General features: G+C 61.7%; 15 protein-coding genes and 1 pseudogene. 15 read left to right on the top strand and 1 reads right to left on the bottom strand.

Going from position 1 to position 15,658, the window contains the following annotated elements; translation table 11 throughout:
• Window positions 1-267 (top strand): hypothetical protein, encoded by a 267-nt coding sequence (locus tag C0Z16_RS27135; RefSeq protein WP_102635143.1) that lies wholly within the window; start codon window positions 1-3, stop codon window positions 265-267.
• A 345-nt stretch (window positions 268-612) separates the two neighbouring features.
• Here the strand turns inward: C0Z16_RS27135 and C0Z16_RS27130 are convergent.
• Window positions 613-888, bottom strand: a pseudogene (locus C0Z16_RS27130) (transposase domain-containing protein); the annotation flags it as partial.
• 153 nt (window positions 889-1,041) lie between these two features.
• Here C0Z16_RS27130 and C0Z16_RS37840 point away from each other — a divergent pair.
• The 14 genes from C0Z16_RS37840 to accD all read left to right on the top strand — a co-directional run bounded on the left by C0Z16_RS37840 (window position 1,042) and on the right by accD (window position 15,506).
• Window positions 1,042-1,197 (top strand): hypothetical protein, encoded by a 156-nt coding sequence (locus C0Z16_RS37840; protein ID WP_158244524.1) that lies wholly within the window; start codon window positions 1,042-1,044, stop codon window positions 1,195-1,197.
• Between the two features lie 191 nt (window positions 1,198-1,388).
• Window positions 1,389-2,132 (top strand): hypothetical protein, encoded by a 744-nt coding sequence (locus C0Z16_RS27125; protein ID WP_102635142.1) that lies wholly within the window; start codon window positions 1,389-1,391, stop codon window positions 2,130-2,132.
• Window positions 2,133-2,352: 220 nt separating this feature from the next.
• On the top strand, window positions 2,353-3,762 hold the full coding sequence (gene leuC, locus C0Z16_RS27120; RefSeq protein WP_102635141.1) for a 3-isopropylmalate dehydratase large subunit: 1,410 nt from the start codon (window positions 2,353-2,355) through the stop codon (window positions 3,760-3,762).
• Between the two features lie 5 nt (window positions 3,763-3,767).
• Entirely contained in the window at window positions 3,768-3,926 is a 159-nt protein-coding gene (locus tag C0Z16_RS27115; protein ID WP_102635140.1) for an entericidin A/B family lipoprotein, read from the top strand.
• 86 nt (window positions 3,927-4,012) lie between these two features.
• Window positions 4,013-4,666: a 3-isopropylmalate dehydratase small subunit gene (leuD, locus tag C0Z16_RS27110; protein ID WP_102635156.1), complete on the top strand. Its 654-nt coding sequence runs from the start codon at window positions 4,013-4,015 to the stop codon at window positions 4,664-4,666.
• A 78-nt stretch (window positions 4,667-4,744) separates the two neighbouring features.
• Window positions 4,745-5,833 (top strand): 3-isopropylmalate dehydrogenase, encoded by a 1,089-nt coding sequence (gene leuB, locus C0Z16_RS27105; protein WP_102635139.1) that lies wholly within the window; start codon window positions 4,745-4,747, stop codon window positions 5,831-5,833.
• Between the two features lie 371 nt (window positions 5,834-6,204).
• The gene (asd, locus tag C0Z16_RS27100; RefSeq protein ID WP_027805102.1) at window positions 6,205-7,326 is read left to right on the top strand and encodes an aspartate-semialdehyde dehydrogenase; all 1,122 of its coding nucleotides are present in this window, start codon (window positions 6,205-6,207) and stop codon (window positions 7,324-7,326) included.
• Window positions 7,327-7,466: 140 nt separating this feature from the next.
• On the top strand, window positions 7,467-9,986 hold the full coding sequence (locus C0Z16_RS27095; RefSeq protein WP_102635138.1) for a FimV/HubP family polar landmark protein: 2,520 nt from the start codon (window positions 7,467-7,469) through the stop codon (window positions 9,984-9,986).
• Window positions 9,983-10,795, top strand: a complete 813-nt coding sequence (truA, locus tag C0Z16_RS27090) for a tRNA pseudouridine(38-40) synthase TruA (protein WP_102635137.1) — start codon at window positions 9,983-9,985, stop codon at window positions 10,793-10,795. Before C0Z16_RS27095 ends, truA begins: the two co-directional genes overlap by 4 nt.
• Window positions 10,771-11,520 (top strand): phosphoribosylanthranilate isomerase, encoded by a 750-nt coding sequence (locus C0Z16_RS27085; protein ID WP_102635136.1) that lies wholly within the window; start codon window positions 10,771-10,773, stop codon window positions 11,518-11,520. Before truA ends, C0Z16_RS27085 begins: the two co-directional genes overlap by 25 nt.
• Window positions 11,521-11,574: 54 nt before the next feature.
• Window positions 11,575-12,768, top strand: a complete 1,194-nt coding sequence (trpB, locus tag C0Z16_RS27080; protein WP_102635135.1) for a tryptophan synthase subunit beta — start codon at window positions 11,575-11,577, stop codon at window positions 12,766-12,768.
• Window positions 12,769-12,779: 11 nt separating this feature from the next.
• Window positions 12,780-13,691, top strand: coding sequence for a DNA-methyltransferase (locus tag C0Z16_RS27075; protein ID WP_102635134.1), 912 nt, complete (start codon window positions 12,780-12,782; stop codon window positions 13,689-13,691).
• Window positions 13,692-13,740: 49 nt separating this feature from the next.
• Window positions 13,741-14,553 carry a tryptophan synthase subunit alpha gene (trpA, locus tag C0Z16_RS27070; RefSeq protein WP_102635133.1) on the top strand — a complete coding sequence of 271 codons (813 nt, stop codon included), beginning with the start codon at window positions 13,741-13,743 and terminating at the stop codon, window positions 14,551-14,553.
• A gap of 80 nt (window positions 14,554-14,633) precedes the next feature.
• On the top strand, window positions 14,634-15,506 hold the full coding sequence (accD, locus tag C0Z16_RS27065; protein WP_006047605.1) for an acetyl-CoA carboxylase, carboxyltransferase subunit beta: 873 nt from the start codon (window positions 14,634-14,636) through the stop codon (window positions 15,504-15,506).
• Window positions 15,507-15,658 lie beyond the last annotated feature (152 nt).

Here is a 15,658-nt window from a genome sequence, read left to right as displayed (position 1 = left end):
ATGTCAAAATTTACTTGTAGGTGTGGTCACATCATAAATTTGTCTGGTGGCACAACTGACAGCGAATGGACGCTTGTTCCGGAAAAGACAATCGACGAAATAGGCGATGTGTTAAGCGAAGGAAAGGCGTTGAGTGATGAGGGCTTTTACGACACGATTGTGGAAAATGGGATCACGACATACCGCTGTCCTGCTTGCGGTCGGTTGCATTTAGAAGAAGCCGGACGAAACCAATTTGTGACTTACGTGAAGGAAGTCATTAGCTAATCCGACAACCGGAAAACCCGGCCCGAGCGCGGGACCGTCCCTTATGGGGCTGCGAAGCGACATGCCGCTGTCTTCCGGTTGGAGCAATTCGCCAGCGGTCGCATGAGCATCGCGCGAAGGCTAAAAGAGCCTTTGCGCGACTTTCCTGCGGGTGTGCTCACTGCTGTGCATTCCCTGATTCCGTTGGACCGCGCGCCGTAGTCATTCGTCGGTAATAGCGCGATGTGCGTCGTGTTGCCGATCGGCCGGTGCGTTAGTCGAATTGATCAATTGATCGTACGCGATCCACGAACGACGTCCCTCGAGTAAGGTGGCAGAGCGCGTAATGTGTGTCAGCAAAGCGGGTCAGCGGAGGCCTGCGGGCATCTTCCAAGGAAGCAGGGCGTCGTAGTCGTCAACGGTCTTCGCCACAGGAAGGCGTTGGAACAACCAGTGAAGGTAGCGATAGGGATCGACGCCCCCAGCTTTGCAGGTTTCGATCAGGCTGTAGAGGTTTGCACTTGCGTTCGCCCCTGCAACCGTGTCGCTAAAAAGCCATGAGCGGCGCCCGACGACGAATGGGCGGATCGCGTTTTCGCAAGGGTTATTCGAGATAGGCCAAGTGCCGTTCTCGACGTACCGGAGCACCCAGGCTCCTAACATTGTGATCAACCTTGCGGACTCGCCGTTATCCGACGCCCAGGTGACTCAGTACCTTCAGCGAAACCCAGTAGCAGGGTTGAATGGCGTTACCGTGATCAAGAACGGTGTCGTCACTGTCATTGGAAAATAGTTATGTCTTTCATGTTGATACTTGAAGCCGACCCGCGTTTGTCAGAAGCGGACGTGCGAGCAACTCTATCCAGTTGCGGTGTCGATGAACTGGTCGAGCGTGATAACGGATTTGAGGGCAACTTTCCATCTTCCAACATGTTCTTCTTGTTCGCCTGAGGTGAAGATGGCGGGCGCGATATTCGAGCGGAGCATGTAGGCGGGTTGAGCTGGAAAGTCGGGTGCGGCATCGTGTTTGTTTACGTGACAGCGCATTCCTCCGACTGTAGTTCGCAGTTGAACTGTTTTTTGGAGGCAGTCTGTAAATTGACTATTGCCAATTGGGTATTGTCGTTCCAGTCCGAAGTGATATGTGCGATACGGGACGAAAGGGGGGTGCAGCGCCCAAAGGATTTCTAGCGGCACACTCGGATCTTGACCTTTACAACCGGCAGTTGCATCCGGATGAGAAGCAGAAACCGCAAGATTTGCAGAAGGGCAAGACGGCAGAAGAGCAGTACAAGTTGGCTGCTGTTGAGTGCGCGCTGGTGCATTGTGCGGATGGCGTACCGGACAGCGATCCCAACAAGACGGTTTTGCAGAAGATGCGGAACGACGGCCAAGGGTACACAACCGAGCAGAACACGCTGAAGCAGGCTGGACCTTTCGACGGTTATGGCACGTTGGATTCGCTCAACGATAAATACGATCGGTATCAGATTGGTAATCGTGCGGCAGCTGCAGTGCAAGGCGTGACAGGCGCAGCGGCAGCTGCGGCGGCGATTGGGGCGGGTTGTGCGAGCGTGGTGGCGTGCACAGCTGGGGCAGCGGTGGCTGGCACGAGCTTGGACTACTCAAACGCGGGCTTCACTGAGTTGGTCAACGGTAATCCTGCATCGAATTATCGCGAACAGGCATTGCGAAGCTTGGGATTGGTCCCGCAAGCGGCGGCCATAGCGTATGCTGCCTTGAGCATGGGCGGAGCTGCAACGGGCGCGGCACTGGAAAATCAGGCGGTCAAGCGGGCGGCGGCGTTCAGTGATGCCGCCAGATCGACTTATACAGCGGAGAAGTTCGGTACGCAGGGTTTGCAGCCGACGGTTTCTTTCCGTTAAAACGGCAGACCAGATTTGTTTGCACCGCAACAGTTTTCTTTTGCAAAGGACCAACGCCGCGACGCAAGCGTGCCGGGTAACGTTGATACAGGTATCGGCACTACCACCCAACTCCCTGTTTTTTATCGCTTTTTCCGATGCGAGGGCGGCCCAAAGCGGAACTTCGCGTGGCATAATCGACCGACACAGTCAGCCCGCAGTCATCACTACCCCGCATACCATGGCACAGACTCTCTACGACAAATTGTGGAACACACACGTGATCCACACGGAAGAAGACGGCACGACGATTCTCTATATCGACCGTCACCTGCTGCACGAAGTCACTAGCCCTCAGGCGTTCGAAGGTCTGAAGCTGGCTGGGCGTCCGCTGTGGCGCATCAGTGCGAACCTCGCGGTTTCCGACCACAACGTGCCGACCACGGACCGCAGCCATGGCATCGCCGATCCGGTTTCGAAGTTGCAAGTCGACACGCTCGATTCGAACTGCGACGCCTACGGCATCACGCAGTTCAAGATGAATGACCTGCGCCAGGGCATCGTGCACATCATCGGGCCGGAGCAGGGCGCCACGCTGCCGGGAATGACGATCGTCTGCGGCGACTCGCATACGTCCACGCACGGAGCGTTCGGCGCGCTCGCGCATGGCATCGGCACGTCGGAAGTCGAGCACGTGCTCGCCACGCAAACGCTCTTGCAGAAGAAGAGCAAGAATATGCTGGTGAAGGTCGAGGGCCCGCTGCCGCGCGGCTGCACGGCAAAAGACATCGTGCTCGCAATCATCGGCAAGATCGGCACGGCGGGCGGCACCGGCTACGCGATCGAGTTCGGCGGCTCGACAATTCGCTCGCTGTCCATGGAAGGCCGCATGACGGTCTGCAACATGGCGATCGAAGCGGGCGCGCGCGCTGGCATGGTCGCTGTCGACGACACCACAATCGACTATCTGAAAGGCCGCCCGTTCTCGCCGGAAGGCGCGGAGTGGGATCAGGCTGTCGAGTACTGGAAGCAGTTCAAGTCGGACGAAGGCGCGCAGTTCGACCGCGTGGTCGAGCTGAATGCGGCGGACATCGTGCCGCAAGTCACGTGGGGCACCTCGCCGGAAATGGTCACCGCGATCGACGGCCGCGTGCCCGATCCCGAGCGCGAGAAAGACCCGGTCAAGCGCGACGCGATGGAGCGCGCGCTCAAATACATGGCGCTCGAACCGAATGCGCCGATCGAGTCCATCAAGCCGGATAAAATCTTCATCGGGTCGTGTACCAACGCGCGCATTGAAGACATCCGCGCCGCGGCTTACGTCGTGAAGAAACTGGGCCGCCGCGTGGCGCCGAACATCCGTCTCGCCATGGTCGTACCGGGTTCGGGGCTGGTGAAAGCGCAGGCGGAACGTGAAGGCCTCGACAAGGTATTCACGGACGCCGGCTTCGAATGGCGTGAGCCGGGTTGCTCGATGTGTCTCGCGATGAACGCCGACCGGCTGGATCCGGGCGAGCGTTGCGCGTCCACTTCGAATCGTAATTTCGAAGGTCGTCAGGGCGCCGGTGGCCGCACTCACCTCGTGAGCCCCGCAATGGCCGCAGCCGCCGCCATCGAAGGGCATTTCGTCGATATTCGCAAGCTGGGATAAATCGCATGATGAAGAACATGAATCGCACCGCTCTACTGCGCCGCTTCGCGCTCGGTACTCTGGCTGGGCTACTGCTCGGTCTGGCCGGCTGCAACACGGTGCACGGATTTGGGGAAGACATGTCGCACCTCGGCAATTCGATCAGCAATCACGCTGATAAATAACCGGTTTTTGATTTTTGCCGGCGATGCAGCGAGCGGCTTTCATGCCGCCGCGCGCATCGCCCGGTCCTGAAACAGGCGCAAGCGTCATGGATAAATTCATCGTACACACCGGCGTCGTGGCGCCGCTCGATCGCGAGAACGTCGACACGGACGCGATTATTCCCAAGCAATTCCTGAAGTCGATCAAACGCACCGGTTTCGGTCCGAATGCGTTCGACGAGTGGCGTTACCTCGACCACGGCGAGCCGGGCCAGGACAATTCGAAGCGTCCGCTGAATCCGGATTTCGTTTTGAACCAGCCGCGTTATCAAGGCGCTTCGGTGCTGCTGGCGCGCAAGAATTTCGGCTGCGGCAGCTCGCGTGAGCACGCGCCGTGGGCGCTTCAGCAATACGGCTTTCGCGCGATCATCGCGCCGAGTTTCGCCGATATTTTCTATAACAACTGCTTCAAGAACGGCTTGTTGCCGATCGTGCTGACCGAACAGCAAGTCGACCACCTGTTCAACGAAACGTATGCGTTCAACGGTTTCCAGTTGACCATCGACCTCGACGCGCAAGTCGTGCGCACGTCGGACGGCGGCACCGAGTATCCGTTCGAAGTCGCGGCGTTCCGCAAGTACTGTCTGCTGAACGGTTTCGACGACATTGGCCTCACGCTGCGTCACGCGGACAAGATTCGCCAGTTTGAAGCCGAGCGTATTGCGAAGCAGCCGTGGCTGGCTCACCGCATCGTCGGTTGAAGCTTGGGCGCTTGAATGCGTGAGGCGCGCTTGCTCATTCAGGCTCAAAGTCTCGAAGAAAATCATTAAGGAATTCGCATGAAGATCGCAGTGTTGCCGGGCGACGGCATCGGTCCCGAAATCGTCAAAGAGGCCGTGAAGGTTCTGAACGTACTCGGCGAAAAGTTCGAACTCGAAGAAGCGCCGGTTGGCGGCGCGGGTTACGAAGCGAAGGGCCATCCGCTGCCCGATTCCACGCTCGCGCTCGCGAAGGAAGCCGACGCGATCCTGTTCGGCGCCGTCGGCGACTGGAAGTACGACAAGCTCGAGCGTGCGTTGCGCCCCGAGCAGGCCATTCTTGGTCTGCGCAAGCATCTGCAACTGTTCGCGAACTTCCGGCCGGCGATCTGCTATCCGCAACTGACCGGCGCGTCGTCGTTGAAGGAAGAGATCGTTTCGGGCCTGGACATTCTGATCGTGCGCGAGTTGAACGGCGACATTTACTTCGGCGCGCCGCGCGGCGTGCGCGAAGCGCCGGACGGCCTGTTCGCCGGCTCGAAGGAGGGCTTCGACACCATGCGGTATTCGGAGCCTGAAGTGCGCCGCATCGCGCACGTCGCGTTTCAGGCGGCGCAAAAGCGCGGCAAGAAGCTGACGTCCGTCGACAAGGCCAACGTACTCGAAACGTCGCAATTCTGGAAAGACGTGATGATCGACGTGTCGAAGGAATACGCGGACGTCGAGTTGTCGCACATGTACGTGGACAACGCCGCCATGCAACTGGTGAAGGCGCCCAAGTCGTTCGACGTGATCGTGACCGGCAACATGTTTGGCGACATTCTCTCCGACGAAGCCGCAATGCTCACGGGTTCGATCGGCATGCTGCCGTCGGCTTCGCTAGACAAGAACAACAAGGGCTTGTACGAGCCGTCGCATGGTTCAGCGCCAGACATCGCGGGCAAGGGCGTGGCGAATCCGCTGGCCACGATCCTGTCGGCTGCCATGATGCTGCGTTATTCGCTGAACAAAGCGGACCAGGCGGATCGCATCGAAAATGCGGTGAGAAAGGTGCTCGAGCAGGGCTACCGCACCGGCGACATTCTCACGCCCGGTTGCAAGCAGGTCGGCACGGTCGCGATGGGCGACGCCGTCGTCGCGGCGCTGCGAAACGGCCCGCGCCCGGGCTGATTTTCGGGTGCGCGTCTCGCTTAACGCAGCAGCAATCAGGTCACTAAACGACCTGTAATACGCGAATCGACCTCTAAAAAGGCCGATTCGCACACAATACGGACGGCAGCGACGGACAATGACGTCGCCGGATTTCGGTTTTCGTGTATATTGTAGCGATGGCGCAGATAGCTCAAATCTCCTCGATTTCGAAACTGCACGGCAAAACGGCCCGTGTGGTTGAGCTCGCCATTACCACCGCAACATCCATTAAAACGATTACCCCGAAAACGATCACGAAACGCTGATCGTCCGTCGTGCCCGCTCATCTTCCCCGCGCGGTCACTGCGGGCAAAGATGCGGGGAAGTTTCCACTCGAAGGGTATGAAGTCATGAACGTAGGTCTCGTAGGTTGGCGCGGCATGGTCGGCAGCGTCCTGATGCAACGCATGCAACAGGAAGGCGATTTCGACTTGATCGAACCGGTGTTTTTCAGCACCAGCAACGCGGGCGGCAACGCGCCGTCGTTTGCCAAGAACGAGACCAAGCTCAAAGATGCCACAAGCATCGAAGACCTGAAGAAGTGCGAAGCCATCATCTCCTGCCAGGGCGGTGACTACACGAACGAAGTGTTCCCGAAGCTGCGCGCGGCCGGCTGGAACGGCTACTGGATCGACGCGGCTTCGTCGCTGCGCATGAAAGACGACGCGGTCATCATTCTCGATCCGGTCAACCTGGACGTGATCAAGAACGCGCTGGTCAAGGGGCAGAAGAATTTCATCGGCGGCAATTGCACGGTCAGCCTGATGCTGATGGCGCTCGGCGGCCTGTTCCGCGAAAACCTCGTCGACTGGATGACGGCCATGACATACCAGGCCGCGTCTGGTGCAGGCGCGCAGAACATGCGCGAACTGCTGCAGCAAATGGGCACGCTGTACGGCGCAGCCAAGGAAGACCTGGCCGACCCTTCGTCGGCGATTCTGGATATCGACCGCCGTGTGCTGTCCGCCATGAACAGCGACCGCATGCCGACCGACAACTTCGGCGTGCCGCTCGCCGGCTCCCTGATTCCGTGGATCGACAAGGATCTCGGCAACGGTATGTCGAAGGAAGAATGGAAGGGCGGCGCGGAGACCAACAAGATTCTCGGCAAGCCAGCCATGGGCACGCCCGGTTCGATCCCGGTGGACGGCCTGTGCGTGCGGATCGGCGCAATGCGCTGCCACTCGCAGGCGCTGACCATCAAGCTGAATAAGGACGTGCCGCTGGACGAAGTGAACAGCATCCTTGCTTCGGGCAACGACTGGGTCAAGGTTGTGCCGAACGAGCGTGAAGCGTCGATGCGTGACCTGTCGCCGGCAGTCGTCACGGGTACGCTGACGGTGCCTGTTGGCCGTGTGCGCAAGTTGGCCATGGGCGGCGAATATCTGTCGGCGTTTACGGTCGGCGATCAGCTGTTGTGGGGCGCGGCCGAGCCGCTGCGCCGCATGCTTCGCATTGTGCTCGACAAGTAAAGTAAACTACGCGCTCACGACGCGTAGAAAACTCAAGAAGCGTCGCGCTTGCGCGGCGCTTTTTTCATTTGTGTGCTCCGAATATCTTGTCTTTTTATAACTGCAAAAAAGGGCCGCGCGCTGACGCGCCAGGAGTCCCGATGAATCTTCGACTCTCTTCCCTTCGGGCCATGTTTGTGCGCCCAGATAGGGGCCGCCTTGCGGCAGCCGTTGTGGCGTTGATGCTGGCTGGTGCCGGCGTGCAGAGCGCGGTGGCCGCGCCTGGCGACGCCGCGAGCGCGCCTGACGCCGCTTCGGTGTCCGCTTCCGTGTCTTACACAGCCGGCGGCCAATACACGGTTCGGCCGGGCCAGTCGCTGAACGACGTGGCGATCGCCGTTACCCAATCACACGACCGGGCCACACTCGCACGCGCGGCGCGCGCGCTGTTCGATGCAAATCCGAATGCCTTCATGGGCCGCGACCCGAGCCGGTTGCGGCTCGGTGCAGTCCTGACAGTGCCGGTGCTGGACGCGTCGGGCGCGATGGCGGCTTCGTCGGCGGCAACTGCGGCTTCCGCGCCGACGGCTACTGGTGGCTCGTCGTCGAATGCCGCAGTGGCAGCGAGCGGCGGTGCGAGCCCGCAAAGTGCTGCCACTCACGATGCGACGCCGGAGACGCCCGCGGCTCACGGCGCGGCCAGCGCGGCGACCGACGCAAGTTCGGCTGCGACGGGTAGTGTTGTGTCGTCGGCGCCCATGGGCGGTTCAGAGCCGGCGTCGGCTGCCAGCGGCACGCATGTTTGGGCCGGGTCGGTTCAGCCGTCGGCGAGCGAGGCGGCCGCCGGCGCATCGGCAGCAGCGGGCATGGACGCGTCGCAGCCGCGCGCGAAGGTGTCGAGCTTGCAGCAATTGCTGGCGCTCAAGAATCGCGTGCTGATGGAGTTGCAGAAGCATGGCATCGGCGGGTCATCGGCTGCGCCGGTCGCGCCTTCGGCAACTGGTACGCAACCGGCGACGGCCGCGTCGTCCGCGGCTCTCGTGCCGGGTCATGCTGCCGCTGCTATTTCCACATCGAATCAGACCGGCATTTCACAGACAAGCCTGGCGGTGGGCGCGGCGGTCGGCGCAGCGCTGGTCGTACTGCTGACCACATTGCGTCTTGGCCGGCGTAAGCGCGAACGTATGGCCGAGGCGCAAGCAGCGTCGTCGGATGGCGGTACGGCGGCGCGGGCCGTCGAGCCGGCAGATTCTATTGCCAGGCCCGAGCAGGAAGTCCCGCGCGCGGTGCACGACGCCAATGATGCCGCCGCCCAGCAAGCGGCCGCGATGGCCGCCGCCGAACGTGAGGCTGCCGAGGGCGAAGCTGCGGCTCGTGAGATGTCGGAACGTGTAGCGGCGGAGCGTGAGGCGGAAATTCGTGCGGCGGTTGCGCGTGAGGCTGAGGCGCGGGAAGCGGCGGAGCGTGCGGCTGAACACGGGACTGTTGAGCAGGCAGCGGCCGAACGCACGGCTGAAAACGGTGCTGTGGAAGGCGCTGCTGCGGATCGCGAGGCAGCGGAGGAGGATGCGGCCGGACGAACTTCGGCGGATCGCGCTGTGGCCGAACAGGCGGCTGAAGCCGAGCAGTTGGCGGCAGAGCAAACGGCAACGGAGAGCGTAGCAGCGGAGAAAGCCGCGGCTCAACAAGCTGCAGAACAACACTCACCAGCAGAACAGGCATCGGCAGAGCACTTGGCAGCACAACGCGCTGCAGCCGACCAACTCGCAGCACAACAAGCAGCCGACGGCCTACGAACGGCACAACAAACGGCTTCGCATCAGTCCCCGGGCTTCTCGGCCGCAGACGCTGATCTGATCGGGCAGCACAACCTGTCGCAAGCACAACCCGCCGCGCCGAAGCAAACCGATTTCGCCCCGCCGCCGCATCACGAGAATCTGGACGCCGCGACGATGGCCGCGAGCCTCGACGCCGCCGCCGAACTAGGCGCCGACGCCCTGCCGCGCGCGCCCCTCGAACCGATCGACGAGGCATGGGAGCCGGAACCGCTTTCGCACCGTCTCGAATGGGACGACGAACCGTTGCCCGACGAGCCGATGGAACCGTTGGTCCCGCAAGCCCCGGCGACGACTGGTCAGGTCGACGAAGCGAACATCCACGCGCACGGACCGAGAGAATTCCCACGCGACGCCGTCGACGCATTCGGCAGTCTCGATATGCCGTTGCCGCCGCGGGTCGAACCCGCCGCTGGAGTTGTACCTGCATCGGAAACGCCAAGCAGCCAGCCGGTCGCGTCCCCAGAGGCGACCGCACGGCAAGCCGTTCCGCCGCACGACGCCGACAAAGCGCCCCATACCGCCGACGAAATCGCGGCGGGCACCGCCGGCCGTGCCGCCGTCGCTGGCCTTGGCGCCGGCGGCGTGGGTACTGCAGGCTTTGGCGCGCTGAAGCTCGACTTCGACCTGGAGTTGCCGCCGAGTCCGGCACAGCCGCTGCCGGCGTTCACGCCGGCCGACCTGGCCCGCATCGCCCGCAACAAGCTGGATCTGGCCGCCGAATACATCGAGCTGGGCGATCTGGCCGGCGCACGCACGCTCATTAACGAAGTGATCGAGGCAAACGATCCGGCCACGCGCAATGACGCGCGCGCGTTGCTCTCGACGCTCGCGCCATTGTCGTGAAGCGGATTGCTTTAGGCGTTCAGTACGACGGTTCGGCGTTCTGCGGATGGCAGTCGCAGCCGCATGGCAACACGGTTCAGGACGAGCTTGAACGGGCGCTGCGCGAGTTCGCGCAGACACCTGTGCATACCGTCGTCGCCGGTCGCACCGACACGGGCGTACATGGACTCGGCCAGGTCGTGCATTTCGACACGGAACTGGAGCGGGCGGAAGTCTCATGGGTTCGCGGCACGAATTCGTTCTTGCCGAAGACGATTTCGATACAGTGGGCCAAGCCGATGCCCGAGGCGTTCCACGCACGGTTTTCAGCTTTCGAGCGGACTTACTACTACGTGCTGTACGTGCATCCCGTGCGCTCGCCGATGCTGGCGGCGCGGGCCGGGTGGGTGCACACATCGCTCGATATCGACGCAATGCGCGCCGCGGCGACTCACTTGATCGGCGAACACGACTTCTCGGCATTCCGCTCGTCGCAATGTCAGGCAAAAACGCCAGTCAAGCAGCTGTATCAGATCGACATTGAGCAACAGGGCGACTTCATCCATTTCCGCTTCAGGGCGAACGCGTTTCTGCATCACATGGTGCGTAACCTGATGGGATGCCTCGTCTACGTCGGCAAAGGGCGTCGTCCCGCCGAATGGATGCCGGAGGTACTGGCGAGCCGCGACCGCGACCGCGCCGCGCCGACCTTCATGCCGGACGGGTTGTATCTGGCGCAGGTGGGCTATCCTGAGCACTTCGCCGTGCCCGCGCCGCAGACCGGCAGTGTGCCTTGGAGTAACGTATGGACCGAGCAAGCGCAAACATGAAATCGACCGGAAACCTCGCGACTGGCAACCACGCGAGCGAAGCAGGCAATGGCGGCGAGCAGCAAGCCATTCCGCGGCGCACGCGCATCAAGCTGTGCGGCCTGTCGAAGCCGGCAGACGTGAGTCACGCGATCGACCTCGGCGCCGACGCCATCGGCCTCGTGTTCTACCCGCCGAGCCCGCGCTCGGTGAGCGTCGCGCAGGCCGTCGAACTGGTGCGTGACGTTCCACCGTTCGTGTCGGTGGTCGGTCTGTTCGTCAACCCTACGACGGATTGGGTGCGCGAAGTCGTCAGCAATGTCGGGCTTTCGCTGTTGCAGTTCCATGGCGACGAGACGGCGGACCAGTGCGAATCGCTCGCTGGCGTTGCGGGTTTGCCTTGGTTGCGCGCGTTGCGCGTTGCAGCGGATACTCAACCGGCCGATTTGGTAGAATCGGCTCTCAACTATTCAGCTGCCAACGGCTTTCTGTTCGACACCCATGTCGAAGGCTATGGCGGCGGCGGGAAGGTTTTCGATTGGTCACTTATTCCAGCAGAGCTCGCGCGTCGGGCCGTTTTGAGTGGTGGGTTGAACGCGCAAAACGTCAGTGATGCGATCCATCGCGTGCGCCCCTACGCGGTCGATGTCTCGAGCGGCATCGAAGTAGCGGGCGCCAAGGGCGTGAAAGATCACGCCCGGATGGCGGCATTCGTCCGCGCGGTGCGCGCGGCGGATGCCGGATGATTTCGCAGCGCGGTGCTCCAGCGGGACGCCGCGCGCCAGAAAAGAGTGATCACCATGTACAACTTGCCTGACGAAAGAGGCCATTTCGGCCAGTTTGGCGGCGTGTTCGTCGCCGAAACGCTAGTCCACGCGCTCGACGAGCTGCGTGGCGCCTACGAGAAATTTCAGAAAGATCCGGAGTTCGTCGCCGAATACGAGCGCGAACTGAAGTACTTCGTTGGCCGTCCTTCGCCGATTTACCATGCGCAGCGTTGGAGCGAGATGCTCGGCGGCGCGCAGATTTTTCTCAAGCGCGAAGACCTGAACCACACCGGCGCCCACAAGATCAATAACGTGATCGGCCAGGCGCTATTGGCAAAGCGCATGGGCAAGCCACGCGTGATCGCGGAAACCGGCGCTGGCCAGCACGGCGTCGCGACCGCCACTATTGCCGCGCGTTTCGGCATGGAATGCGTGGTCTACATGGGCGCAGAAGACGTGCGCCGCCAGGCCGCGAACGTCTACCGGATGAAGCTGCTCGGTGCGACGGTCGTGCCGGTCGAGTCAGGCTCGCGCACGCTGAAGGACGCGCTGAACGAGGCAATGCGCGACTGGGTGACCAACGTCGAAAACACGTTCTACATCATCGGCACGGTGGCAGGGCCGCATCCTTATCCGATGATGGTGCGCGACTTCCAGCGCGTGATCGGCGACGAGTGCAAGGTGCAAATGCCCGAACTGATCGGGCGCCAGCCGGACGCCGTGATTGCATGCGTGGGCGGCGGTTCGAACGCAATGGGCATCTTTTACCCGTATATCGACGACACGTCGGTGCAACTGATCGGTGTCGAGGCGGCCGGCGACGGTATCGAGTCCGGCCGCCACGCGGCCTCGCTGATCGGCGGCAGTCCCGGCGTCCTGCACGGCAATCGCACTTATCTGCTTCAGGACGAGAACGGTCAGATCATCGAGACGCATTCGATCTCGGCGGGTCTGGACTATCCGGGCGTCGGCCCCGAACATGCGTGGCTAAAAGAGATCAACCGCGCGCAATACGTCGGCATCACCGACGAAGAAGCGCTCAAGGCGTTCCACGACTGCTGCCGCATCGAAGGCATCATTCCGGCGCTGGAATCTAGTCACGCGCTGGCCTACGCCACGAAGCTCGCGCCGACTCTGCCCAAGGACAAGCACCTTCTGGTGAACCTGTCGGGCCGCGGTGACAAGGACATGCACACGGTCGCGGAGCGATCGGGCATCCAGTTCTGAGCGCCACAACGATGCGCGACGAGTTCGACGAGCCGCAGCCGGCGACCACCGAAATAGTGCCGGCCAGCGAGCTTCTGGCGCCCGAGGCGCCTGCGGTGCTGTTGCCGCAGGTGCCCGCGGGCATCCAGTTGTTGAACCGCGATTTTCTGACCGAGGTAGCGAACATTCCCGACGGGTCGATCGACCTGATCCTATGCGACCCGCCGTATGGGCTCGGCAAGGATTACGGCAACGACTCCGACATGCGTAGCGGTGACGATTTTCTCGAATGGACGCGTGGCTGGCTCGAGCTTGCCATTCCGAAGCTCAAGCCGTCGGGCTCGCTTTATATCTTCTGCACTTGGCAGTACGCGCCGGAAATCTTCAGCTTCCTGAAGACCAAACTCACGATGATCAACGAGATCATCTGGGACCGGCGCGTGCCGAGCATGGGCGGAACGGTGCGCCGATTCACGTCGGTGCATGACAACATCGGCTTTTTCGCGGTGTCGAAAGATTATTACTTCGATCTCGATCCCGTCCGCATCCCGTACGATGCCGTTACGAAGAAGGCGCGTTCGCGTAAATTGTTCGAAGGCAGTAAGTGGCTGGAGCTTGGCTATAATCCGAAGGACGTCTGGTCTGTATCGAGGCTGCACCGGCAACACGCCGAACGCGTCGATCATCCCACGCAAAAGCCTCTGGAAATTGTCGAGCGGATGGTGTTGGCCAGTTGTCCGAAGGGCGGCCGCGTGCTCGACCCTTTCATGGGCAGCGGCACCACCGCGGTCGCTTGCGCCCGCCAGCAGCGCGAATTCGTCGGCTATGAAATCAATGAAAGTTACTGCGCGATAGCGCGGGAGCGCGTCAGCGCCGCTGCTGCCGCACCCGCGCCGCGTCGGCCGGCTAAAGTCAAAACTCAACGGCAGACCGAAGTGCAATGACGCGTCGCGCCGCCGCGCTGGGCGCAGTAGCTCAATCGAGAAAAATTCCATGTCCCGTATTAAGAACACGTTCGCCGCGCTGTCCGCGCAAGGCAAAAAAGGCCTGATTCCTTTCATGACGGCCGGCGATCCCGATCCGGCCCGCACGGTCGAATTCATGCACGCGCTCGCCGCCGGCGGCGCGGATGTGATCGAACTCGGTGTGCCGTTTTCGGACCCGATGGCGGACGGCCCGGTCATCCAGCAGTCGTCAGAACGCGCGCTTGCGCACGGCGTGTCGCTGCGCCACGTGATCGCGGACGTCAAGCGCTTCCGCGAAACCAACGACACCACGCCGGTCGTGCTGATGGGCTATGCCAATCCGATCGAACGAATGGGCACCGAAGCCTTCGCGAAGGCGGCGAAGGAAGCCGGCGTCGACGGTGTGCTGGTGGTCGACTATCCGCCGGAAGAATGCGCTAACTTCGCCGAAAAAATGCGCTCCGCGAGTATCGATCCAATCTTCCTGCTCGCGCCCACGTCGACTGACGAACGTATCGCGGAAGTCGGCAAGATCGCGAGCGGCTACGTCTACTATGTTTCGTTGAAAGGCGTGACCGGAGCGGCAAATCTGGACGTTTCCAGCATCGCGAGTAAAATCCCGGCGATCAAGTCGCGCGTACCCCTGCCGGTGGGCGTCGGTTTCGGCATCCGTGACGCCGAAACGGCCCGCCTCGTGGCCGAAGTCTCCGACGCGGTTGTAATCGGCAGCCGCATTGTGCAATTGCTCGAGCAGGCGGCTCCCGAAACCGCTGCCGCAACGCTCACGCGTTTCGTGGCCGAGGTGCGCGAGGCGCTCGATAGCGTCGCGACTGCCCGATAACAGGTAATTTTGTCGTCTGTAGTGTGAGCGGCGGGTTCGTCCCGCCGTTTGCGCAACCGTTGACCCCAGAAGGATTCAATATGAGCTGGCTCGATAAGCTGCTGCCGCCGAAAATCAAACAAACCGACCCGAAGAGCCGCAAGGGGATTCCGGAAGGCCTGTGGATCAAGTGCCCGTCGTGCGAAGCGGTGCTGTACCGCAACGACGTCGAGGCCAATCTGCATGTTTGCCCGAAGTGCGACCACCACATGCGAATCGGCGCGCGCGAGCGGCTGGACGGCCTGCTGGACCCGGAAGGCCGCTATGAGATCGGCCAGGAAATCGTTCCGGTCGACGCCCTCAAGTTCAAGGACAGCCGTAAATACCCGGACCGCCTGAAAGAGGCGATGGACGATACGGACGAAACCGACGCGATGGTCGTGATGGGTGGCGCTATCCACACGTTGCCGGTGGTCGTGGCCTGTTTCGAATTCTCGTTCATGGGCGGTTCGATGGGCTCGGTGGTCGGCGAGCGCTTTGCCCGCGGCGCGCAGAACGCGCTCGAGCAAAAAGTGCCGTTCATTTGCTTTACCGCTTCCGGCGGCGCGCGGATGCAGGAAAGCCTGCTGTCGCTGATGCAAATGGCGAAGACCACCGCGATGCTGACCAAGCTTGCCGAGGCGAAGCTGCCGTTTATCTCCGTGCTGACCGATCCGACCATGGGCGGCGTATCCGCGAGTTTCGCGTTTCTCGGCGACGTCGTGATCGCGGAACCGAAGGCGCTGATCGGCTTCGCCGGCCCGCGCGTGATCGAACAAACCGTGCGTGAAAAGCTGCCGGAAGGCTTCCAGCGCGCCGAGTTCCTGCTGACGAAGGGCGCGATCGACATGATCGTGGACCGTCGCAAGCTGCGCGAAGAACTCGCTCAACTGATGGCGCTATTGAGCCACCAGCCGGCAGACGCAGTCGCGTAAGAAGCACGACGCCGAATGTCCGCGTTCTGTCGAACACAGTTCGGTCGTCGTCAGAAAAGCCGTTGAATTTAGCGCGCCGCGTGAGCAATCAAGCGGCGCGCTGTCATTTCCGGGATAATCACGGTCTCACATACTGCGCCAGGCGTCGACCG

This window comes from Paraburkholderia rhynchosiae (assembly GCF_002879865.1).
Lineage (GTDB): Bacteria > Pseudomonadota > Gammaproteobacteria > Burkholderiales > Burkholderiaceae > Paraburkholderia > Paraburkholderia rhynchosiae.
This window is presented reverse-complemented; position numbering and strand designations above follow the sequence as displayed.